The 23,014-nt window shown below is 64.3% G+C and carries 15 protein-coding genes; 13 read left to right on the top strand and 2 right to left on the bottom strand.

The annotated features are described in order from the left end of the window. The first annotated feature begins 10 nt into the window (after positions 1-10). From QM685_RS06970 to QM685_RS06910, 13 genes are all read left to right on the top strand, one after another. Entirely contained in the window at positions 11-3,166 is a 3,156-nt protein-coding gene (locus QM685_RS06970) for an efflux RND transporter permease subunit (RefSeq protein ID WP_415114124.1), read from the top strand. Continuing rightward, complete coding sequence (locus tag QM685_RS06965) at positions 3,163-6,489, top strand: efflux RND transporter permease subunit (protein WP_415114122.1); 3,327 nt, start codon at positions 3,163-3,165, stop codon at positions 6,487-6,489. Before QM685_RS06970 ends, QM685_RS06965 begins: the two co-directional genes overlap by 4 nt. Then, positions 6,486-8,045: an efflux transporter outer membrane subunit gene (locus QM685_RS06960; protein ID WP_415114120.1), complete on the top strand. Its 1,560-nt coding sequence runs from the start codon at positions 6,486-6,488 to the stop codon at positions 8,043-8,045. Before QM685_RS06965 ends, QM685_RS06960 begins: the two co-directional genes overlap by 4 nt. A gap of 92 nt (positions 8,046-8,137) precedes the next feature. Then, positions 8,138-8,764, top strand: a complete 627-nt coding sequence (locus QM685_RS06955; protein WP_415114118.1) for a chromate transporter — start codon at positions 8,138-8,140, stop codon at positions 8,762-8,764. Between the two features lie 52 nt (positions 8,765-8,816). Continuing rightward, the gene (locus QM685_RS06950) at positions 8,817-9,353 is read left to right on the top strand and encodes a chromate transporter (protein ID WP_415114116.1); all 537 of its coding nucleotides are present in this window, start codon (positions 8,817-8,819) and stop codon (positions 9,351-9,353) included. 204 nt (positions 9,354-9,557) lie between these two features. Next, on the top strand, positions 9,558-10,955 hold the full coding sequence (locus QM685_RS06945) for a PLP-dependent aminotransferase family protein (RefSeq protein WP_415114114.1): 1,398 nt from the start codon (positions 9,558-9,560) through the stop codon (positions 10,953-10,955). Between the two features lie 184 nt (positions 10,956-11,139). Beyond that, a complete protein-coding gene (eutB, locus tag QM685_RS06940; RefSeq protein ID WP_415114112.1) occupies positions 11,140-12,168 on the top strand; it encodes a hydroxyectoine utilization dehydratase EutB in 1,029 nt (342 codons plus the stop codon). Then, entirely contained in the window at positions 12,165-13,169 is a 1,005-nt protein-coding gene (locus QM685_RS06935; protein ID WP_415114110.1) for a cyclodeaminase, read from the top strand. Before eutB ends, QM685_RS06935 begins: the two co-directional genes overlap by 4 nt. Before the next feature lie 46 nt (positions 13,170-13,215). Beyond that, positions 13,216-14,253: a N(2)-acetyl-L-2,4-diaminobutanoate deacetylase DoeB gene (doeB, locus tag QM685_RS06930; RefSeq protein ID WP_415114108.1), complete on the top strand. Its 1,038-nt coding sequence runs from the start codon at positions 13,216-13,218 to the stop codon at positions 14,251-14,253. Between the two features lie 7 nt (positions 14,254-14,260). Then, positions 14,261-14,752, top strand: a complete 492-nt coding sequence (locus tag QM685_RS06925; protein ID WP_415114106.1) for an Lrp/AsnC family transcriptional regulator — start codon at positions 14,261-14,263, stop codon at positions 14,750-14,752. Between the two features lie 188 nt (positions 14,753-14,940). Then, a complete protein-coding gene (locus QM685_RS06920; RefSeq protein ID WP_415114104.1) occupies positions 14,941-16,464 on the top strand; it encodes an NAD-dependent succinate-semialdehyde dehydrogenase in 1,524 nt (507 codons plus the stop codon). Between the two features lie 52 nt (positions 16,465-16,516). Continuing rightward, entirely contained in the window at positions 16,517-17,914 is a 1,398-nt protein-coding gene (locus tag QM685_RS06915; protein ID WP_415114102.1) for an aspartate aminotransferase family protein, read from the top strand. A gap of 872 nt (positions 17,915-18,786) precedes the next feature. Further along, complete coding sequence (locus tag QM685_RS06910; protein WP_415114100.1) at positions 18,787-20,409, top strand: hypothetical protein; 1,623 nt, start codon at positions 18,787-18,789, stop codon at positions 20,407-20,409. Positions 20,410-20,502: 93 nt separating this feature from the next. On the opposite strand, the gene QM685_RS06905 is transcribed toward QM685_RS06910, so the two are convergent. Then, positions 20,503-21,600: an alcohol dehydrogenase family protein gene (locus QM685_RS06905; RefSeq protein ID WP_415114098.1), complete on the bottom strand. Its 1,098-nt coding sequence runs from the start codon at positions 21,598-21,600 to the stop codon at positions 20,503-20,505. 64 nt (positions 21,601-21,664) lie between these two features. Continuing rightward, positions 21,665-22,885 carry an ectoine hydrolase DoeA gene (gene doeA / locus QM685_RS06900; RefSeq protein WP_415114096.1) on the bottom strand — a complete coding sequence of 407 codons (1,221 nt, stop codon included), beginning with the start codon at positions 22,883-22,885 and terminating at the stop codon, positions 21,665-21,667. Positions 22,886-23,014: the final 129 nt, after the last annotated feature.

Below are 23,014 nucleotides of genomic sequence, written 5' to 3'. Positions count from 1 at the left end.
CGCCGCGCCGATGAATATCTCGCGTCTCTTCATTCTTCGACCGGTCTCGACGCTGCTGCTGATGATCGCGCTCGTGCTCATCGGCCTGATCGCGATGCGCGTACTGCCGGTGTCGTCGCTGCCGAACGTCGACTATCCGACGATCCAGGTGCAGACCTTTTATCCGGGCGCGAGCCCGAGCGTGATGGCGACCACGGTCACCGCGCCGCTCGAGGTGCAGCTCGGCGAGATTCCGGGCCTGCAGCAGATGACCTCGTACAGTTCGGACGGCGCGTCGGTGATCACGCTGCAGTTCGATCTGTCGCTGAACCTCGACATCGCCGAGCAGGACGTGCAGCAGGCGATCAACGCGTCGAACAGCTACCTGCCCTCGGGGCTGCCGGCGCCGCCCACCTACGCGAAGGTCAATCCCGCCGACCTGCCGATCCTGACGCTCGCGGTCACGTCGAAGTCGATGTCGCTCACGCAACTGCAGGACGTCGCGAACAACCGCCTCGGCACGAAGATTTCGGAGGTATCGGGCGTCGGCGTCGTCACGACGAGCGGCGGCAACGTGCCGGCGATCCGCGTCGAGGCCGATCCGCACAAGCTCGCCGCCTACGGCCTGAACATCGACGATCTGCGCACGCTGCTCAGCTACGTGAACGTGAGCCAGCCGAAGGGCAATTTCGACGGCCCCGATCTCGACTACACGATCAACGGCAACGACCAGATCACCGATCCGAAGGACTATCTGGACACGGTGATCGCGTATCAGAACGGCTCGCCGGTGTTCATGCGCGACGTCGCGCGCGTGAGCCAGGCCGCGCAGGACGTCGAGCGCGGCGCGTGGTACAACGGCTCGCCCGCGATCGTGCTGAACGTGCAGCGGCGGCCGGGCGCGAACGTGATCCAGACGGTCAACCAGATCATGAAGGAGCTGCCGCAGCTCGAATCGACGCTGCCGGCCGGCATGAAAGTGACCGTGGTGTCGGACAGCACTGGCGTGATCCGCGCGTCGGTCGCGGATGCCGCGTTCGAGCTGATTCTCGCGATCGTGCTGGTGGTCGCGGTGATCTTCGTGTTCCTGCGCAACGTGCCGGCGACGCTGATTCCGAGCATCTCGGTGCCGGTCTCGCTGATCGGCACGCTCGCCGTGATGTACCAGCTCAATTACTCGATCGACAATCTTTCGCTGATGGCGCTGATCATCGCAACCGGTTTCGTCGTCGACGATTCGATCGTGATGATCGAGAACATCGTGCGCTATCTGGAAGAGGGCATGACGCCGCTCGAAGCCGCGCTCGAAGGCGCGGGGCAGATCGGTTTCACGATTCTGTCGCTGACCGTGTCGCTGATCGCGGTGCTGATTCCGCTGCTGTTCATGGGCGGCGTGATCGGCCGGCTGTTCAGCGAATTCGCGGTGACGCTGGCGGTCACGATCGTGATCTCGGCGGTCGTTTCTCTGACGGTGGTGCCGATGTTGTGCGCGCGCATGCTGCGCGCGCAGGCCGAGCGGCATCCGAGCCGCTTCGAGCGCATCAGCGAGGGCCTGTTCGACAAGACGCTGGCCGCCTACGAGCGCGGCCTCGCATGGGTGCTCGATCATCAGACGCTGACGCTCGCGGTCGCGGTCGGCACGGTCGTGCTGACCGGCATCCTCTACGTGGTGATTCCGAAGGGGCTGTTTCCGGTGCAGGACGTCGGCGTGATCCAGGGGATCAGCGTGGCCGACAACTCGGTGTCGTACGCGGCGATGGTGCAGCGCCAGAGCGCGCTCGCCGACGCGATCCTGAAGGACCCGGACGTGACGTCGCTCACTTCGTATGTGGGTATCGACGGCGTCAACACGACGCTGAACAACGGCCGCTTCCTGATCAACCTGCGCGATCGCGACAAACGCTCCGACACCGCGCAGGAGATCGCGCGGCGTCTCGCCCAGGAAGTCGCGCACGTGCCCGGCGTGAAGCTCTACATGCAGCCCGAGCAGGACCTGACGCTCGACACCACGGTCTCGCCGAACCAGTACAGCTTCGTGCTGCGCGGGCCGAATCAGCAGGCATTCCAGAAGTACGTGCCGGACCTGGTGGCGCGGCTGAAGAAAATTCCGTCGCTGGAAGACGTGCAGAGCGACCTCAACAGCGACGGCCTCAGCGTGAACGTCGAAGTGAACCGGCAACTGGCCGCGCGCTTCGGCATCACGCCCGCGACGATCGACAACGCGCTGTACGACGCGCTCGGCCAGCGCATCGTGTCGACGATCTTCGAGCAGTCGAACCAGTACCGCGTGATTCTCGTCGCGAAGCCGGAAACGATGCCCACCGTGCAGTCGATCGGCAATCTCTATCTGCCGAGCCAGACCAGCAGTACGGGCCAGGTGCCGCTGTCCGGCATCGCGAAGATCGAAATAAAGAAGGCGCCGCTCGTCATCAGCCATCTCGCGCAGTTCCCGTCGGTGACGATCTCGTTCAATCTCGCGAAAGGCGCGTCGCTGAGCACGGCGGTCAGGGAGATTCACGCGGCCGAGCAGGCGGTCGACCTGCCGCCGTCGATCACGTCGTCGCTGCAAGGCGCGAGCGCCGCGTTCGAGGATTCGCTGTCCAGCGAGGTCTATCTGCTGATCGCGGCGCTGGTCGCCGTGTATATCGTGCTCGGCGTGCTGTACGAGAGCTTCATCCATCCGGTCACGATCCTGTCGACGCTGCCGTCGGCCGGCATCGGCGCCTTGCTCGCGCTGATGCTCGCGGGCAGCGATCTCGACGTGATCGGCATCATCGGCATCGTGCTGCTGATCGGCATCGTCAAGAAGAACGCGATCATGATGGTGGACTTCGCGCTCGACGCCGAGCGCAATCACGGCAAGGCGCCGCGCGACGCGATTTTCGAGGCGTCGCTGCTGCGCTTCCGCCCGATCCTGATGACGACGCTCGCCGCGATGCTCGGCGCGCTGCCGATGCTGCTCGGCACCGGCACGGGGTCGGAATTGCGTCGGCCGCTCGGTCTCGCGATCATCGGCGGGCTGACGCTGAGCCAGATGCTGACGCTGTTCACGACGCCGGTGATCTATCTGTTCTTCGACCGGATGGCCGCGCGCGTGAAGCGCTGGCGTGAAAATCGCAACGCACGCGGCAGCGGCGGCGAGCCGGACGGGAGCCCGCCTGAAGGCGGCGCGGAGGGCGCGCCGTGAACATCCCGGCGCTCTTCATCCGGCGGCCGGTCGCGACCACGCTGCTGGCCATCGCGATCCTGATCTCCGGCACGCTCGCGTATTTCCGCATGCCGGTCGCGCCGTTGCCGAACATCGCGTTTCCGGTGATCGTCGTGCAGGCGAACATGGCCGGCGCGAGCCCGGACATCATGGCGTCGACGGTGGCCGAGCCGCTCGAGCGGCGGCTCGCGACGATCGCCGACGTCGAGGAGCTGACGTCGATCAACAACGTCGGCTCGTCGCTGATCGTCGTCGAGTTCGGGCTCACGCGCGACATCAACGGCGCCGCGCGCGACGTCGAGGCGGCGATCCAGGCCGCGCGCGCCGATCTGCCGACCACGTTGCGCAGCAATCCGAGCTACCGCCAGTACAACCCGGCCGACGCGCCGATCATGGTGCTGTCGCTCACGTCCGACACGCTGACGAAAGCGCAGCTCTACGATTCCGCCGATTCGGTGATCCAGCAGCAACTGTCGCAGGTGCGGGGCGTCGGGCAGATCACACTCGGCGGCGGCGCGCTGCCGTCGGTGCGCGTCGAGTTGCAGCCGGGCAAGCTGAACAGCTACGGCATCGGCATGGAGGACGTGCGCGCGGCGATCAGCGCGGCCAATGCCGACAGCGCGAAGGGGCATCTCGACGTCGGCGACCAGCGCTACGTGGTCACCTCCAACGACCAGATCACGCACGCGGCGCCGTACCGCGATCTGGTGGTCGCGTATCGAGACGGCGCGCCGGTGCAGTTGCGCGACGTCGCCGAGGTGCGCGACTCGAACGAAAACATCCGCAATGCGGGGCTCTTCAACGGCAAGTCGGCGATCCTGGTGATCGTCTATCCGATGCCGGGCAGCAACGTCGTGCAGACCGTGCGGCAGATCCGCGACGTGCTGCCGTCGATCGAGGCGACCTTGCCGAGCAGCATTCACGTGGGCGTGGCGATCGACCGCTCGGTGTCGGTCACGTCGTCAGTCGGCGATACCGAGCGCACGCTGTTCATCGCGGTGCTGCTGGTGGTCGGCGTCGTGTTCATCTTCCTGCAGTCGCCGCGCGCGACGCTCGTGCCGGCGGTGGCGCTGCCGCTGTCGATCGTCGGCAGCTTCGGGCCGATGTATCTGCTCGGCTATAGCATCGACAACTTGTCGCTGATGGCGCTGACGATCGGCACCGGCTTCGTCGTCGACGACGCGGTCGTCGTGCTCGAGAACATCGTGCGGCACATGGAGCTGGGGCTGAGTCCGAAAGAGGCCGCGTTGAAGGGTGCGGGCGAAGTCGGCTTCACGGTGATCTCGATGAGCCTGTCGCTGATCGCGGTGTTTCTGCCGATCATTCTGTTTCCGGGCATCGTCGGCCTGATGTTCCATGAGTTCGCGATTACGCTGTCGATCGCGATCATGATTTCGCTGGTGATCTCGCTGACGGTCACGCCCGCGATGTGCGCGTACGTGCTGAGCCGCAACAACGCCGGCCACTCGAAAGCGCGCTGGGCACGCTGGGTCGAGCGGCAGTTCGACCGTTTCAAGGACGTCTACGCGCGCTCGCTGACGGCGGTGCTCGATCATTCGCTGCTGGTGATCCTGCTGCTGTTCGGGCTGCTGGTCGGCAACGTGTTCCTGCTCAAGCTGGTGCCGGCGACGTTCTTTCCCGAACAGGACACCGGCATCCTGATCGGTCAGATCATCGCCGACCAGAGCATCTCGTTCACGGCGATGCAGAAGAAGCTCGCGCAATTGCAGGCGATCGTGCAGAAGGACCCGGCGGTCGAGTCGGTCGCGGGCTTTACCGGCGGGCGCTCGCTCAACAGCGCGAGCGTGTTCATCGAACTGAAGCCGCTCGCCGAGCGTCACGCCATCGCGACCGAGGTCGTGAACCGGCTGCGGCCGAAGCTCAACGAAGTGTCGGGCGCGCGGCTCTTCCTGCAGGCGCAGCAGGATCTGCGCATCGGCGGACGGCAGTCGGCGGCTGAATACCAGTACACGCTGACGAGCGACGATTCCGCCGCGCTCTTCAAATGGACGCCGAAGCTCGTCACCGCGCTCTCGAAGGAGCGCGGGCGGCTGCTCGACGTGAACTCCGATCTGCAGCAGAACGGCTTGCAGACCTATGTGACGATCAATCGCGCGACGGCGGCGCGCTACGGCTTCGCGCCGAACCAGGTCGACAACGTGCTGTACGACGCATTCGGCCAGCGCACGGTGTCGACGATCTATAACCCGCTGAACCAGTACTTCGTCGTGATGGAGGTGGCGCCCGAGTACTGGCAGTATCCGCAGACGCTGAGCCAGATTTATCTGAGCACCGCGTCGGGCAATCCGACCGGCACGGCGGCCACGCAGATGCCGGGCGGCACGGTGTCGGCGACGACGAGCGCGGCAAGCACGAGTACGTCGGCGAATACCAACGCGCGCAATGCGAACGCGCAGTCGAACGCGACGAACAACAGCATCGCCAACAGCAAGGGCGGCAGCTCGACCGGCAGCGCGGACAGCACGGCCGCCGAAACGATGGTGCCGCTTTCGGTGATGGCGTCGTATTCGAACAGCCATACGGCGACGCAGGTGAATCACCAGAGCGGCCTCGTCGCCGCGACGATCTCGTTCAACCTGCCGCCCGGCGGTTCGTTGAGCCAGGCGGGCGCGGCGATCGAAAGCACGATCCGCGAGCTCGGCATGCCCGCGAGCATCCACGGTTCGTTCGCGGGCGCGGCCGCGGCCTATTCGCAATCGATGGGTATCGTGCCGCTGCTGGTTCTCGCGGCGCTCGGCGTCGTCTACATCGTGCTCGGCGTGCTGTACGAAAGCTCGATCCATCCGCTGACGATTCTCTCGACGCTGCCGTCGGCGGGCATCGGCGCGACGCTCGCGCTGCTGATCTTCGGTACGCCGTTCTCGGTGATCGCGATGATCGGCATCATTCTGCTGATCGGTATCGTCAAGAAGAACGGCATCATGATGGTCGACGTCGCGATCCAGTTGCAGCGCCAGGAGCGCATGCCGGCGCGCGACGCGATTCATGGCGCCGCGCTGATCCGGCTGCGGCCGATCATGATGACGACGTTCGCGGCCGTGCTCGGCGCGGTGCCGCTCGCAATCGGCATCGGCCAGGGCGGCTCGCTGCGTCAGCCGCTCGGTATCACGGTGATGGGCGGGCTGATCCTGAGCCAGATGTTTACGCTGTACACGACGCCGGTGATTTACCTGTACCTCGACCGCCTGCGCGCGAGGCTGGTCAGATGGTCCGAGGGTTTGCGCTGGAACCGCGACGCGAGGCAGCCGGGAGAACCCGGGCAGCCGGATACGAAGGCATGACGATGAAGATTTCCATTGAACGTTTGGGGCCGCGCCGCATGGCGACACTCGCCGTCGCGACGCTGGCGCTGTTCAACGCCGGCTGCATGGTCGGCCCGGATTATCACCGGCCGCAGGTGCGCGTCCCCGCGACCTACTCGGAACTGCCGGGCTGGACGCAGGCCGAGCCGAACGCGAGCGCGCCGAAGGGCAACTGGTGGACGGCGTTCAACGATCCGCTGATCGACGAACTCGAACCGCTGGTCGTGGTGTCGAACCAGACCGTGCGCGCGGACTACGCGAACTATCAGGAAGCGCTCGCCGAAGTGCGGGCCGCGCACGCGAGCCTGTTTCCGACGATCGGCGCGACCGGCTCCGCCACGCGCGAACGCGCGGGGAGCGGGTCGGTGAGCTCGGCGGGAACCCTGGTGAACAGCGCGGCGGCGCGCGTCGTCAACTCGGGCTCGCTCGAAGGCAACGTCAGCTGGGCGCCGGACCTGTGGGGCCAGGTGCGGCGCACGGTCGAGGAAAACGCGGCGACCGCGCAATCGAGCGAGGCGACGCTCGCCAACGCGACGCTGTCCGAGCAGGTCGCGCTCGCGACCGCGATCATCGAGCTGCGCACGACCGATGCGAACATCGACCTGCTGGAGAAAACGGTGGACGCGTATCAGCACTATCTCGACGTCGTCACCGAGCAGGACCGCGCGGGCACGATTGCGCCGAGCGACGTGATCACCGCGCGCAGCCAGCTCAATACCGCGAAGTCGGATCTGATCGCACTCGGCGTCGCGCGCGCGCAGTACGCGCATGCGATCGCGGTGCTGGTCGGCAAGAATCCGGAGGAACTCGAGGTCGCGCATAGCGCCGCGATGCCGGCGCTGCCGTCGGTGCCGGTGGGCGTGCCGTCGACGCTGCTGGAGCGCCGGCCCGACATCGCCGCCGCCGAGCGCAAGATGGCCGCGCAGAACGCGGCGATCGGCGTCGCGGTGTCCGCGTATTACCCGGAGATTTCGCTGTCGGGCGCGGCCGGCTTTACGCAGTCGCCGCTGTCCGGGCTGCTGAAGATCGCGAACTACGTGTGGTCGCTCGGCGGCAGCGCGAGCGAAACGCTGTTCGACGGCGGCCTGCGCAGCGCGGACGTCGACGCGGCGAAAGCGGCTTATGACGCGACCGTCGCCAACTATCGCGGCACGGTGCTGGGCGCGTTCCAGAACGTCGAGGACGATCTGTCCGGCTTGCGCATTCTCGCCGAGCAGGCGGACGTGCTCGACGCGGCGGTGCGCGACGCGGATCGCGGCGCGGAGATCGCGTTCAACGAATATCAGGCCGGCACCGTCGACTACACGACGGTTGCGACCGCGCAGGCTACGCAACTGAGCACGCGGCAGACCGCGCTGAACGTGCAGGAATCGCGCTTGCTGCACGCGGCTTCGCTGTTCGGCGACCTCGGCGGCGGCTGGTCGACCGACGAGTTGCACGATCCGCGTCATCCGGCTGCGCCTGCCGCCGCTGCTGCCGGGTCCGTGCAAGGCGGCGCGACATCCGCGGGTAGCGGTGAAGAGAAGGTGCAATGACGGGGTTTTGCGCCGAGGGCTCCGCGCCATTACGGCTATGATGCGAGGCAGCCGGAATCACGAACGATCGCCAGAACGGGACAGGAGGAGCCTTGACCCAAGCCACCCACGCGGACGACCTCGGCGAGCCGCCGTCGACACGCGAAGACGTCGCGCAACACGACGACCCGCCGCCCGGCAAGATCACCTCGCTCGGGCTGTTCCTGATCTTTGCGCGCATCGGTTTGACGAGTTTCGGCGGCGGCCTGAGCGGCTGGTTCATGCGCGAATTCGTGCATGACCGGCACTGGATGAGCGAAGACGAATTCCTCAACGGCCTTGCGTTGTCGCAGGCGCTGCCGGGCGTCAACGTGAAGAATCTGGCGATCTGGATCGGTTACCGGCTGCTCGGCTGGCGCGGCGCGCTTGCCGGGTTCTGCGGCATCATTTTTCCGCCGGCCGTCGTGATCATTCTGCTCGGCGTGTTCTTCTCGGCGATCGCATCGTTTCCGCTCACGCATATCGCGCTCGCGGGCGCGGCGGCCGGCGCGATCGGGCTGTCGCTGTCGATGGCGCTCACCGCCGCGCGCAGGCTGCCGCGACGGGTGTTCCCGTATCTCGTGCTGATCGCGACGTTCGCCGCCGCCGCGCTGTTTCGCGTGTCGCTCGTGTGGACCGTGCTGATCGCCGGCGCGCTGAGCATCGGCTACGAATACGTGCGTTCGCCGCCGCAGCCGTGACCGTCGTGACTGCCTCGATCGCCCCTGGTCAAACTTCAGAAAAGCTTCTCACGTGTCCAGAACACTCATCGCCCTGTTTTCGGTTTTTGCGCCGCTGTCGATCGTGACCGTCGGCGGCGGTCAGGGGATCATCGCCGAGGTGCAGCGGCAGGTCGTCGACGTGCATCACTGGATGACCCATGCGCAGTTCCTGAGCGACTTCGCGATCGCGCGGCTCGCGCCCGGTCCCGGTTCGCTGCTCGCGACGTTGATCGGCTACCAGGTCGGCGGCCTCCCCGGCGCGCTCGTCGCGACGCTCGCGTTGTTCGGGCCGACCGCGTTTCTGATGTACGGCGTCGTGCACGTCTGGAACCGGCACGAAGGCGCGCGCTGGCTGAACGCGTTGCAGGCCGGTTTGCGGCCCGTCGCCGCGGGGCTGATTCTCGCGGCCGTCTATGTGCTGATAAAAGAACTCGAAGGCGGCTGGATTGCGTGGCTCACGGCCGGGATCGCGACCGTGCTCGTGATGAAGACGCGCATCAATGCATTGGTGCTGATCGCGGGCGGCGCGGTGCTGTTTGTGCTGGTGCATTTCGCGGGGTTGCTGTAGGGCGGCAACGGCGGCCTAGCCGTTTTTCTCTCCGCGCCATCACGCCTGGCTTACCGCGCCGCAGCACGCCAACTAGGGCCTCGGTGCCCCGTATTTTTAGCGATGAATGCACTAGGACAATAATTTCCCGCCCCGTTTTTGCCTCACTATGGAGACGGCGCGGCTTTACACGGAGTCGCGGCCGACCCTAACGAAGGAGCAGCGGTGATCGAGCAGTGGCGCGAAGCCGTGCGCGCGGTGCACGGCGTGGAATCGAAATACAAGCGGCTGGTCAAGGCGATTGCGGGCGATATCGAAAGCGCAACGCTGCCGCCGGGCGCGCGTCTGCCGCCGCAGCGCGACGTCGCCGCGGAACTGGCGATCAGCGTGCAGACCGTCACCAACGCGTACAAGGAGCTGGAGCGGCAAGGGCTGATCCGCTGCGAGGTGGGGCGCGGCAGCTTCGTCGCGGCACGCGTCACCGAAACGATGTCGAGCTATATGCTCGATACGGCCGAACGCTCGGTGGTCGATTTTTCGATTGCGCGCATCATCCATACGCCCGAACACGATGCGATGTGGCGCAAGGTGTGCGCGACGCTGTCGACGCTCGACGATCAGCCGTGGATTCGCGCGTTCCGCCCGATTGCGGGCTTCGAGCATCATCGGCAGGCGGGCATCGCATGGCTCGCGTCGCTCGGCATGCCGGCTTCCGCGGATACGCTGCTCGTCACGAACGGCGCCGCGCACGGCATTTTTCTCGCGCTCGCTTCGCTGGTGGGACCGGGCGACACGGTGCTGTGCGAAAGCCTCACGGATCACGGCGTGATCGGCTCGGCGAACGTGCTCGGCTTCACGCTGAAGGGACTCGAAATCGACGAGTACGGCATTCACCCCGAGCACTTCGAGGAGATGTGCGACAGCGAGCGCGTCTCGGCACTCGTCTGCACGCCGACGCTGAACAATCCCACCGTCGCGCTGATGCCCGATTCGCGGCGGCGCGCGATTGCGAAGATCGCCGAACGCTACGGCGTGTACGTGATCGAGGACGATGTCTACGGACCGTTGCCCGCGAAACCCTCGACGCCGATTTCGAGCCTGATTCCCGATCTGTCGTTTTACTGCACGAGCCTGACCAAATCGGTGATGGCCGGCTTGCGCATCGGCTATCTGACGACGCCGCGGCGCCTCGCGCTGCGCGCCGAAAGCGTGCTGCGCGTGAGTAGCTGGATGGCGACCCCGCCGATGGCCGAGATCGCGACGCGCTGGATCTTCGACGGCACGGCTGCGCGGCTCGTGGAAATCCAGCGCGAACGATTGGGGCGGCGTCAGGCGCAATTGCGGCAGACGCTCGGCAACTACGTGCTCGGCGCGCATCCGCAGGCGCTCTCGGCATGGCTGCGCGTGCCCGATCACTGGCGCACCGATCGTCTCGTGCGCGAGCTGCGCAATCGCGATATCGCGGTCACGTCGCCCGATCCGTTTCTCGTGCGCGAAGCGGACCGGCCGAATGCAGTGCGGATCTGCGTCGGCGCGGAGGTCGGCGAGGACACCTATAAGTCCGCGCTCGAAACGATGCGCGACGTGTTCGAGCAATATCCGCAGGTGCACGACTTCACGTGAGCTTCACCGTCAGGCCCGTGCATGTTTCGCGCCACGCGATCCGAAATGGACTAGGACAATAGAAATCCCTTTTTGGAACACTAGACTGGGCTGCATGAAAAGCGATGCGGCCACGAACGTTCTGCCACTGCCTGCGAAAGTTGCGACTGCATCGAACGAAACGCTTTGATGCAGGGCCGAGTCCATGTCCGTTCAGCCGTCCGATCTGTCTTTAGCCGATATCTATCGTGCGCGCAGCCGTATCGAAGGGCGCGTATGCCGTACGCCGCTGGTCGAATCGCCGGGCCTGTCCGCGCTGGCGGGCACGCCGGTTTATCTGAAGCTCGAAACCGTGCAGCCGACCGGCAGCTTCAAGGTGCGCGGCGCGACCAATGCGCTCGCGCGGCTCGCTCAACAGGGCTGCCGTCGCGTCGTGACCGCGTCGACCGGCAATCATGGCCGCGCGGTGGCGCACGCGGCGCGCGCACTCGGCATCGAGGCGACGGTTTGTCTGTCGCGGCTCGTGCCCGCAAACAAGGTCGAAGCGGTGCGCGCGCTCGGCGCGCAGGTGCGCATCGGCGGTAAAAGTCAGGACGAAGCCGAACATGAAGCGCTGCGTCTCGCGCGCGAAGAAGGCTTCGCGTACGTTTCACCGTTCGACGATCCGCACGTGATCGCCGGACAGGGGACGATCGGACTCGAAATCGTCGAAGCCGTGCCGGATGTCGCGAACATCGTCGTGCCGCTGTCGGGCGGTGGTCTGTTCGCGGGTATTGCGCTCGCGGCGAAAAGCGCGAATCGCGCGATCGGTTTGACGGGCGTCACGATGGCGCGCGGCGCGGCGATGCATGCGAGTCTCGCGGCCGGTCATCCGGTGCTCGTCGAAGAACTCGACACGCTCGCCGATTCGCTCGGCGGCGGTATCGGACTCGAAAACCGCTATACGTACGCGCTCACGCGCGATCTGATCGACGAGACCGTGCTGCTCGACGAGACGTCGATCGCGCGCGGCATCGTGCATGCGTACCGGCAGGAGCGGCTCGTCGTCGAAGGCGCGGCGGCGGTCGGTATCGCCGCGCTGCTCGATCGCGCGCTGGCCGCCGCGCGCATCGAACGCGGGCCGCTCGTGCTCGTCGTGACCGGCGCGAACATCGATATCGATCTGCATCGGCGCATCGTCGACGGCGATGCGCGGCAATTTACGACACCACCGGATTCACACACTGCGCCATGACCTCGATCACGCTCCTTGGCGAAGCGGAGCTTCGCAAACTCGTGCCACTCGATCTTGCCGCGATCGATCAGATCGAAGCGGCCTTTGTCGCGCTCGCCACCGAGGCAGTCGCGATGCCGCCGATCCTGCGTCTCGATCTGCCCGAACACAACGGCGAGGTCGACGTGAAAACCGCATGGCTGCCGCGCTTCGACAGCTTCGCGATCAAGGTGAGCCCGGGCTTTTTCGACAATCCGTCGCTTGGTTTGCCGAGTCTGAATGGCCTGATGCTGGTGTTGTCGGCGAAGACGGGATTGACCGAAGCGGTGCTGCTCGACAACGGTTATCTGACCGCGATACGCACGGCGGCGGCCGGCGCCGTCGCGGCGCGCTGGCTCGCGAAGCCGCACACGCCGCAAGTCGCGGTGATCGGCGCGGGCGAACAGGCACGTCTGCAATTGCAGGCGTTGATGCTGGTGCGTCGTGTCGAACGCGTGCGCGTATGGGCACGCGACGCGGCGAGCGCACGGCGTTTCGCCGCCGCGGTGAACGCCACGCTCCGTGTGCGATGCGACGTGGCACTCAGTGTGCGCGATGCGCTCGCCGAAGCGGATGTCGCGATCACCGCGACGCCGAGCCGTACGCCGCTGATCGAAGCCGCGCATCTGCATCCCGGCCTGCACATCACGGCGATGGGCTCGGACGCGGAGCACAAGAACGAAATCGCACCGGCCGCGTTGGCGGCAGCGCGCTACATATGCGACCGCGCGCGGCAAACACGCGTGCTCGGAGAATTGCATCACGCGCTCGACGCAGGCGCGATGCGAGCCGATGCGGCAATCGTCGAGCTCGGCCAGGTCATAGCAAAACAGGCCGCGGGCCGCGCGAGCGATGCCGACGTGACGATTTGCGATCTGACCGGCACCGGCGCGCAGGACACCGCGATCGCCGCGCTCGCGTTGCAGCGTGCGCGTGCCGTGGGAGCGGGAACGCGTTTTCGCAACGACGCGCCGGCGAAATGAGGCTCGGCAATCCGCCGCGCAAGCGGCCCAGGAAGGAGTGGCACTTATGCGGGCATCCCCGATTCAACCGACGGTCGATTTCAACGCCGACGGCGAACAGCACGGCTTTCTGAAGCTGCCCCATTCGCACGACGGATCCGCGTGGGGCGCGGAGATGATTCCGGTCACGGTGATCCGCAACGGCGAGGGGCCGACCGCGCTGCTCACCGGCGGCAATCACGGCGACGAATACGAAGGTCCGATTGCGCTGTCGAAGCTGGCCGGCGCGTTGAAGGCGCAGGACGTGAGCGGGCGCGTGATCATCGTGCCGTTCATGAACTTCCCCGCGTTTCGCGCGGGCAGCCGCACGTCGCCGATCGATCGCGGCAATCTGAATCGCAGCTTTCCGGGCAAGCCGGACGGCACCGTCACCGAGAAGATCGCCGATTATTTTCAGCGCTATCTGCTGCCGCTCGCCGACTATGTGCTCGATCTGCACGCGGGCGGACGCACGCTCGATTTCGTGCCGTTCGCCGCGATTCATTTGCTGCCCGACGCGGCGCAGCAGTCGCGTTGCGAAGTGGCGATGCGCGCATTCGGCGCGCCGTATTCGATGCGGATGCTCGAACTCGACAGCGTCGGGCTGTACGACACGGCCGTCGAGGAAGCGGGCAAGGTGTTCGTGTCGACGGAACTCGGCGGCGGCGGAACGGCGACCGTGAAAAGCGTCGCGGTGGCCGAGCGCGGCGTGCGCGGTTTTCTGCAATACGCGCGCATTCTGCAACGCGAGGAAGCGCGCAACGGCATGAGCGATGACGTATCACGCACCACGACGCTGCTCGACATGCCCGACGGCACCTGCTACACGACGAGCGAGCACGACGGCCTGCTCGAATTGTGCAAGGACCTCGGCGAGATGGTCGAGCGCGACGAAGTCATCGCGCGCATTTACGATGCGACGCGCACGGGCGCCGCGCCGGTCGAATATCGCGCGCGACGCGGCGGCATGTTGGCCGCGCGGCATTTTCCGGGGCTCGTCCGGACCGGCGATACGGTTGCGGTGGTGGCCGACGTCGTCGAACGCGGCATACCGGTGACGGTTTGAGCACGCGATGAAATTCGACCGCTACGATCTCGCGATTCTGCGCATTCTCGCGCGCGACGGGCGCATCACGAAGTCGCGCCTCGCCGAAGAGATCAATCTGTCGATTTCGCCGGCGTGGGAGCGCGTGAAGCGTCTCGAGGAGGACGGCGTGATTCGCGGCTATCGCGCGGACATCGATTGGGTGCGTGCGTTCAAGGGCAGCCGCGTGGTGGTCGAGGTCACGCTCGCGCGTCACACCGCGCCGGACATGCGGAGGTTCGAGGAACGCGTGGCCGCCGCGCCCGAGGTGGTGCAATGTCTCGCGACGGGCGGCGGTGTCGACTATGTGATGCACGTGCTGTCGCGCGATATCGACCACTATCAGCGCTTCATCGATACGCTGCTGACCGACGGGCTGGGCATCGAGAAGTACTTCACCTATATCGTCACGAAGGTCGTCAAAAGCGGCAGCGAAGGTCTGCCTGAGTGGGCGGAGCAGTCGGTTGGCGAGAGCGGTTGAATGCCGCGATGGACGTGGAAAAAATGCAGTAAAAAGCACGCGAAAACGCCGCAACGCGTACCGCGTGAAAAACCCGCCACGTCACGGCCAATTGCAGAAAAAACGCAGTTTTCGAGATGCCATAACGAAAAAAACCACGGCGCCGCCGGACCTACAGTGACAGTAGATATCGCACACAGGAGGTCGTCATGCTGCTGGGTCATCCGGTCCTATTCAAATCGCTGTGCTATGTGGACGGACGCTGGGTTCACAGTGCCAGCGCCGCGAGCGTCGCCGTGCAGAATCCCGCCGATCAGACCGTGCTCGGCCACGTGCCGATGCTCGACGCGGCGCAGATCACCGGCGCGGTCGACGCCGCGCATCGCGCGTTTTCCGCATGGCGCTGGCTGCCGGTCGCCAAACGCTCGGCGCTGCTGCTGCGTTGGCACGAACTGATCCTGCGCCATCAGCAGGATCTTGCCGCGATTCTGTCGCTCGAACAGGGCAAGCCCCTTGCGGAAGCGCGCGGCGAAATCGCCTATGGTGCGAGCTTCGTCGAATGGTTCGCGCACGAGGCGCGGCGCCTCAATGGCCGCACGATTCCGACGCATATCGACGGCGCGCATCTCGGCACGTTCGTCGAACCGGTCGGCGTCGCCGCGCTGATTACACCGTGGAATTTCCCATGCGCGATGCTCACGCGCAAGGCCGCGGCCGCGCTGGCCGCCGGCTGCACCGTGGTCGCGAAACCCGCGCACGAAACGCCTTTCTCGGCGCTCGCGCTCGCGCAACTCGCGGAAGAAGCCGGCTTTCCGGCCGGCGTGTTCAACGTCGTGCTCGGCGAGCCGCAAATGGCAATGGAAACGCTGGTCTCCGACTCCCGCGTGCGCTCGGTGAGCTTTACCGGTTCGACGCGCGTCGGCACGCTGGTGATGCAGACGGCGGCCAACGCGGGCATCAGGAAGACCGCGCTCGAACTCGGCGGCAACGCACCTTTTATCGTCACCGAAGATGCGGACCTCGAGCAGGCCGTACGCGTCGCGGTTGCGGCGAAGTTCCAGACCTCGGGACAGGACTGCTGCGCGGCGAACCGGATCTTCGTTGCCCGTCCGCTCTACGAATCGTTCGTCGCGCGCTATAGCGACGCAGTGCGGGAGCTGAAGGTAGGCAGCGCATTCGAAGCGGACGTCGATGTCGGTCCGCTGATGCACCAGGCGGCGTTCGATGCGACCGCGCAGCGCGTCGCCGATGCGCGCGAGAAGGGCGCGCGCATCACCGTCGGCGGCGCGGCGCATGAACGTGGCGGCTGGTTCTTCGCGCCGACGGTGGTCGCGGACGCTGCGCCCGGTATGCGCATCTACGACGAAGAGAACTTCGCACCGATCTCCGCCGTGTCGCCATTCGATTCGCTCGATGAAGTGGTCGAGCGCGCGAACGACACCGAATACGGTCTGGCCGCGTATGTGTGCGCGAAAGATCTCAACACGGTGTTTCAATTGATTCGCCGGCTCGACTTTGCAATGGTGTCCGTCAATGGCGCGAAATTCACCGGCGCGCCGATTCCGTTCGGCGGCATCAAATCGTCGGGGCTCGGCCGCGAAGGTGGCGTGGAAGGTTTCGAGCCGTTCGTGGAAACCCGTTATTTCTGCCTTGGCCAGCTCGGCTTGCCGGTGAGCGACAGTCTGCCCGCTCGTGAGGCGGCAAGTGCAAGCGCGGCGGCCGCAACCGCCTGAACCGATCATTCATCGACCCATATTGACCCATTACACGAAGGAGCGACCTACCATGAAGCAACTCGACCAACTCCTAAGCGCCGACCGCGCGCACTTCATGCATCCGTCGACGCACGCGCACGATCACGCGAGCGGCGCGCTGCCGGGGCGTATCGTGACCGGCGCGAAAGGCATTCGCATCGAGGATCATCAAGGCAAATCCTATATCGATGCTTTCGCCGGACTCTACTGCGTGAACATCGGCTACGGCCGCACCGAAGTCGCCGATGCAATCTACGAGCAGGCGAAGAAGCTCGCCTATTACCACACGTACGTCGGCCACTCGACCGATACGATCATCGAACTGTCGTCGCGCATCATCGACTGGTCGCCGCAGGGTATGAAAAAGGTGTATTACGGGCTGTCCGGCTCGGATGCGAACGAAACGCAGATCAAGCTCGTCTGGTACTACAACAACGTGAAAGGCCGGCCGAACAAGAAGAAGATCATTTCGCGCGAACGCGGCTATCACGGTTCGGGCATCGTGACCGGCAGCCTGACGGGCCTGCCGAGTTTTCATCAGTTCTTCGATCTGCCGATCGAGCGTGTGAAGCACACCGTGTGTCCGCACTGGTATCGCCGCGCGCCGGCCGGCATGAACGAGGCGCAATTCGTCGCGTACTGTGTCGACGAACTTGAAAAGCTGATCGCGCGCGAAGGCGCGGATACGATCGCGGCGTTCATCGCCGAACCGGTAATGGGCACGGGCGGTATTCTTCCGCCGCCGGCCGGCTACTGGCCCGCGATCCAGCAGGTTCTGAAAAAGCACGACATTCTGCTGATCTGCGACGAAGTGGTGTGCGGTTTCGGCCGGCTCGGTTCGAAGATGGGTGCGCAGCACTACGGCATTCAGCCGGATCTGATTACCGTCGCAAAGGGCTTGACGAGTGCGTATGCGCCGCTGTCGGGTGTAATCGTCAGCGAAGGTGTGTGGGACGTGCTCGACAAGGCGTCGCAGGAATCCGGCGCGATGGGGCACGGCTGGACCTACTCGGGCCATCCGATCTGCGCGGCCGCGGCGCTCGCGAACCTCGACATTCTCGAACGCGAAAATCTCACGCGGAACGCCGCGCAAACCGGTGCCTATCTGCTCGAGCAATTGCATGCCGCATTCGACTCGCATCCGCTCGTCGGTGAAGTGCGTGGCGCGGGCATGCTGGCGGCGCTCGAATTCATGGCCGACAAGGACGGCCGTCAACCGTTCGACGCCGCGCTGAAGGTCGGCCCGCGCGTGTCGGCCGCCGCGATGCAGCGCGGATTGATCGCGCGGGCAATGCCGCACGGCGATATTCTCGGTTTTGCACCGCCGCTCGTGACTTCGCGCGGCGACGTGGATGAAATCGTGAAGCTGACGCGTGAAGCGGTGGATGAGGTGGCGTCGCAGGTGTTGGCGAAGACTGCGTCTGTCTGACGAACTGAAGGTGAAGTGATAATGCCCCGGTCGCTGTCATGCAGCGACCGGCGCTTTTTATTGACACGTGAGTAAAGCGCGGCGCAATTGAATGCTTACTCGAGCGCGGCGCCGGTACTCGATGAGTTGCAATTTTGCATTGACGCGTAGGCGTTTCAGTAGCAGGAGAACTTCGCGAAGAAGATACTAACTAAAAGTACTTTGCTGACAATACGAAAGTTATCAGACGTCACTCCCCGCTTCATACTCATTTCATTTATCTATTCGTACACAGGCACTCTTCTGCTTGCAGTACTTTGTGTTCCTGCTTTCCATACAAATACCTTAATTGGGCCCCCCACGCTGTCTTGCTGCTCGCATTTGGTGCGTCATTCGAGTTGTCCGGTACGTTCTATAGAGGGTCGAAGTCCCAAAGTTCGCGCGCGTCCCGCCCTCTGATCATCTTCAGATAATGCGAATTTTTCTTCATCTCAAAATATCAGCAAGATTTGACCTTTTTGCGCCAAAAGTACTGTTTTTTCTAGGACCAAACGATTGTTCAGGGTACGATTTACCCCGGTCGCGGCGTTTTCGGGAATAATTTGCCGATAAACGGTGGTTTATGCCGAGATCGGTAAAAAGGTTCGCGGCGTATGCAGGCGCGAACCGTCACGCACCGACACCTGTCAATCTGGACCCCGCGAGAAACGGTTCGCGGACATCGGTTCAATCGGACATTTCAAAACGTGCGTTCAAAAGCACTTCAGGGCAGTTGTTTTGCAAGGACGTGGCGTTTTTATTCACGTCCTTTTGCATTGCCGGTCCGTCCGAATTTCAGAAAATCCATTCAGTCTTTTTATCGGGAATTTTCCCGACATTGGAAATTACTCGGCATGATAAAACGACGTCAATTCATTGGTGGCCTTACGGCGCTCAGTGCAAGCTATCTTCTGGCCGCATGCGGCGGAGGAGGCTCTGGAGACGGTAGCAGCAGTACTCCGGGTTCTTCTGGGTCCGCCGGTTCTTCGGGTTCTTCAGGCATCGCCAATTCCTCCGGTTCTTCCAACGCCTCCGGCAACGCGACGACACGCGCGAACTCGTCCTCCGCGAGCGGCACGGCCATTCCTCCCGCTTCGTCCATCACGGACAACAACGGTGCCGTGTGGACGCTTTCTCAAGGGTCGGTCTACCAGAACGGCGCGAAAGCACAGGATACCTACAACGTCACGCTCGTACTGTGGTACGGCGGCAGCATTTATCACCAGGGAACGGGTGGCCAGTTTTACCAATGGAATGGCTCGAACTGGGTACCCTGTAATGACCCGCGTCTCGGCGGCACTTCGGCCGATGGCACTACGCTGCCTGACTCGCCCTACATCATCGACAAGGTGGGTGCGATCTGGACGCTCGTGAACGGCGTCATCTACAGGAATGGCTCGACGGTCGGCGATACGTACAACGTGTCACTCGTGTTGTGGTACGGCGGCAAGATCTGGCATTGCGGCACTGGCGGCCAGTATTACGTCAACACGGACGTGGCCGGACAATGGCTGCCTTGCAACGATCCGCGCCCCCCGATCGCACCGCCCGCGGGCATGTTCTATGGAATGAACGGCCACTTCGATTACACGTACACGCCGGACCAGCTCGTTTCGATCCTGAAGGGAATGGGCTGCACGAGCTATCGCGTCGGCTGCACCAACGATCCGAACCAGTTGAATGCGGTGATCAAGATCGCGCAGGCTTTCCAGTCGGCTGGAATGACGCTGCTGGTGCTGATCAATCAGGGTGTCTATGACGCCAACAACAACCTGCTGAATGGCGAATCCGCGGCTTATAGCCAAGGGTACTCGGTGGCCCAGGCGGTGGCCAACGCGCTCAAGCCGTATGGCGTGACGCTATACGAATGCGGCAACGAGCTGACGAGGCAGAACGCCACCGTGGTCGACTTCACCTATGCGGGTACGAAAGCGTCCGACTTCAACAACACGAACTGGCCGGTGATGCGCGGCGTGATGCGCGGGATGATCGACGGCGTGAAATCGGTTCAGCCTTCGGCCAACTGCGGGATCAATTTCTGCGTGGCCGACATCGGCGCGGCGGACGCGTTATGGGACGGCATGCAGCCCGACGGCACCGGCGGTTACCCGACCGTGCGCTGGGACATCACCACGTGGCACAACTACGAGGTGTACGGCGATATTTTCTCCGTCGGCACGGACGGCGCGGGTCCGGGCTTCGATCTGCCGACCTATTGCAAGGCACGGTATGGGGTGCCGTTCATCATCAGCGAATGGAACACCGGACCGGAGCAATCGGAGACTTATCGGGCGAATTACGTTTCGACGCAACTCGGCGAGTTCTATCAGGCGAGGAAGACGCATAACCTCCAGGCCGTGATGTATTACGTACTCGATAGCGGCAACGACACGTACGGCATTATGATCAACGGTACTGCGTTGAATCCGACCTACGGTGCATTTACGAGCTTTACGGCGGCCAATCCGGACAACTGATCCGCGAGCATCTGATCGAATAGCGGCGCCCGCCTCTCCTGCAAGTTACCGCAGGAGAGGCGGGCGCCGCATTTCTTTGGTGCAGACCTGTCTTCAGATCTGTCGAGTTGCCGCGCCGTCGTAATGCCGATCTGGAATCACGACGATATTGCCCACGAAGCGCTTTTCCATGAACCGCGTCTGCGCGTCGTGAAACTTCGATAGCGGATAGGTCGCGGCGAGAACCGGCCTGATCGCGCCGCTCCGGATATAGCCGAGCACGCGTTGGAACGCGCCGCGTGTTCCCTGCGACGATCCATTCAACTGCAACTGCTTCAGATACATCGTGCGCAAGTCGAGCTGCACGACCGGCCCGGCGATCGCCCCCGCGGTCGTGTATCGCCCTTCGGGCCGCAGCACGTTCAACAGCTTGCCGAACAGCGGACCGCCGACCAGATCGGCCACCACGTCGACGGGCCGGCCGTCCATCATCCGCTCGACGTCCGCGACGAAATCGCCGCTGTCGCGCAGCATCACGCCTTGCGCGCCGAGCGCAAGCACCGCTTCCTCCTTGCCCTTGCTGACCACCGCATATGGAATCGCGCCGCGCGCGCGGCAGAGCTGGATGATGGCCGAGCCGACGCCGCCGGAGGCACCGGTAATCAGCACCGCTTCGCCGCGCTTGACGGCGGCGCGCTCGATCATCTGTTCGCCGGTGTGGTACGCGCACCAGAACGTCGCGAGTTCGGCATCGGTATAGGTGGACTCGATGCAATGGGCGTTTTGCGCGGGCACCGCCGCGTATTCGGCGTAACCGCCGTCGCGGCCGTGGCCGATATAGTCGATGTCGGCGAGGCTGTCGTCGTCGCGGTTATAGATCGACGCATCGACGATCACGCGTTCGCCGATGCGCGCATCGCTGACGCCGCGGCCGACCGCGACCACGCGTCCTACGATATCCGCGCCCTGAATGCGCGGGAATGTCAGCGTCGAACGCCCGCGGCGCCATGTCGAGACCGCCTGCGGGTCGTCGTCGGTGCCGTACGCACCCTGGCGAACCCAGACGTCGGTATTGTTGAGCCCGCAGGCGGTCACGTCGATCAGCACCTCCCCCGCGTTGCAGACCGGCACCGGTACGTCGTCGCGATAGGCCAGTTTGTCGAGGCCGCCGTGCGCGGTCAGCACGACGGCTTTCATCGTCTTCGGAAGCATGTTTCCCCTTTGACTGGAGGGGCGCCGTGCGCGGCAGGTTCCCGGCCGCACGACGCCGACGGAATCACGGTTTGACGAACAGTTTGCGCGGCGTCCTGCAGAACGTCTCGACGCCGGACGCGGTAATCAGAATGCTTTCGGTGATTTCGAGTCCCCAGTCGTCGAGCCACAGGCCCGGCATGAAGTGAAACGTCATGCCGGCCTCGAGGACGGTCTTGTCGCCGGGGCGCAGGCTCATCGTGCGCTCGCCCCAGTCCGGCGGATAGCTCGCGCCGATCGGATAACCGCAGCGGCTGTTCTTTTCGATGCCGTATTTGTGCAGCACCGCAAAAAAAGCATTGGCGATGTCTTCGCAGGTATTGCCGGGTTTCGCCGCGGCGAGCCCGGCTTCAATGCCTTCGACCACCGCGCGTTCGCCTTCGATGAAATGCTGCGGCGGCTTGCCGAGATACACGGTGCGCGATTGCGGGCAGTGATAGCGCTTGAAGCAGCCGGCGATTTCGAAGAACGTGCCGGCGTCCTTCGCGAACGGCGTGTCGTCCCAGGTTAGATGCGGCGCGGCGGCGTCGGCGCCGGTCGGCAGCAACGGCACGATCGCCGGATAGTCGCCGCCATGGCCGTTCACGCCGGTAATGCCTGCCGAGTAGATTTCGGCGACGAGGTCATTCTTGCGCATGCCCGGTTCGATTCTTTCGACGATATGCGTATGCATCTTCTCGACGATGCGCGCGGCTACCCGCATGTACTCGATTTCGCGCGGCGACTTCACGGCGCGCTGCCAGTTGACGAGGCCGGTTGCATCCTGCCATTTTGCTTTCGGCAGATGCGTGACGAGCGAGCGATAAGCGGCGGCGCTGAAATAGTAGTTGTCCATTTCCACGCCGATCTTCGCCGCGCCCCAGCCGCGTGCTTCGATCACTTCGCGCGCGAGGTAATCCATCGGATGCCGCGCGGTGGATTGCACGTAGTGATCCGGATAGCCGACGATCTGATCGTGCTGCATGAAGACGGTGCGCTTTGCACCGTTCGCGTCCTGGGCGCGGCCGAACCAGACCGGTTCGCCGTCGAGCGCGAGCAGCACGCACTGATGCACGTAGAACGACCAGCCGTCGTAGCCGGTGAGCCAGGCCATGTTGGTCGGGTCCGACACGATCAATAGCTCGATGCCGGCGGCCTGCATCGCCTTGCGCGTCTTGCGAAGACGCGCGGCATATTCGTCGCGTTCGAACGGCAGGCGCACGACGGGCGCCTCAATTCGCGATTCGTGTTGCGTCGTATCTGACATCTTCCCCTCTCTCTGAGCGTGACGTCGTTGCGGAAAGTGGCGCTCCTGTGCACGCAAATGGGGCGCTCACGGGTATTTCTCGCCGCAGTCTAATGCCGCGAAAAAACGGCTCTTAATGTGCTAGTTCAA

Source organism: Paraburkholderia sp. (assembly GCF_047605525.1).
Classification (GTDB): domain Bacteria; phylum Pseudomonadota; class Gammaproteobacteria; order Burkholderiales; family Burkholderiaceae; genus Paraburkholderia.
This window is presented reverse-complemented; position numbering and strand designations above follow the sequence as displayed.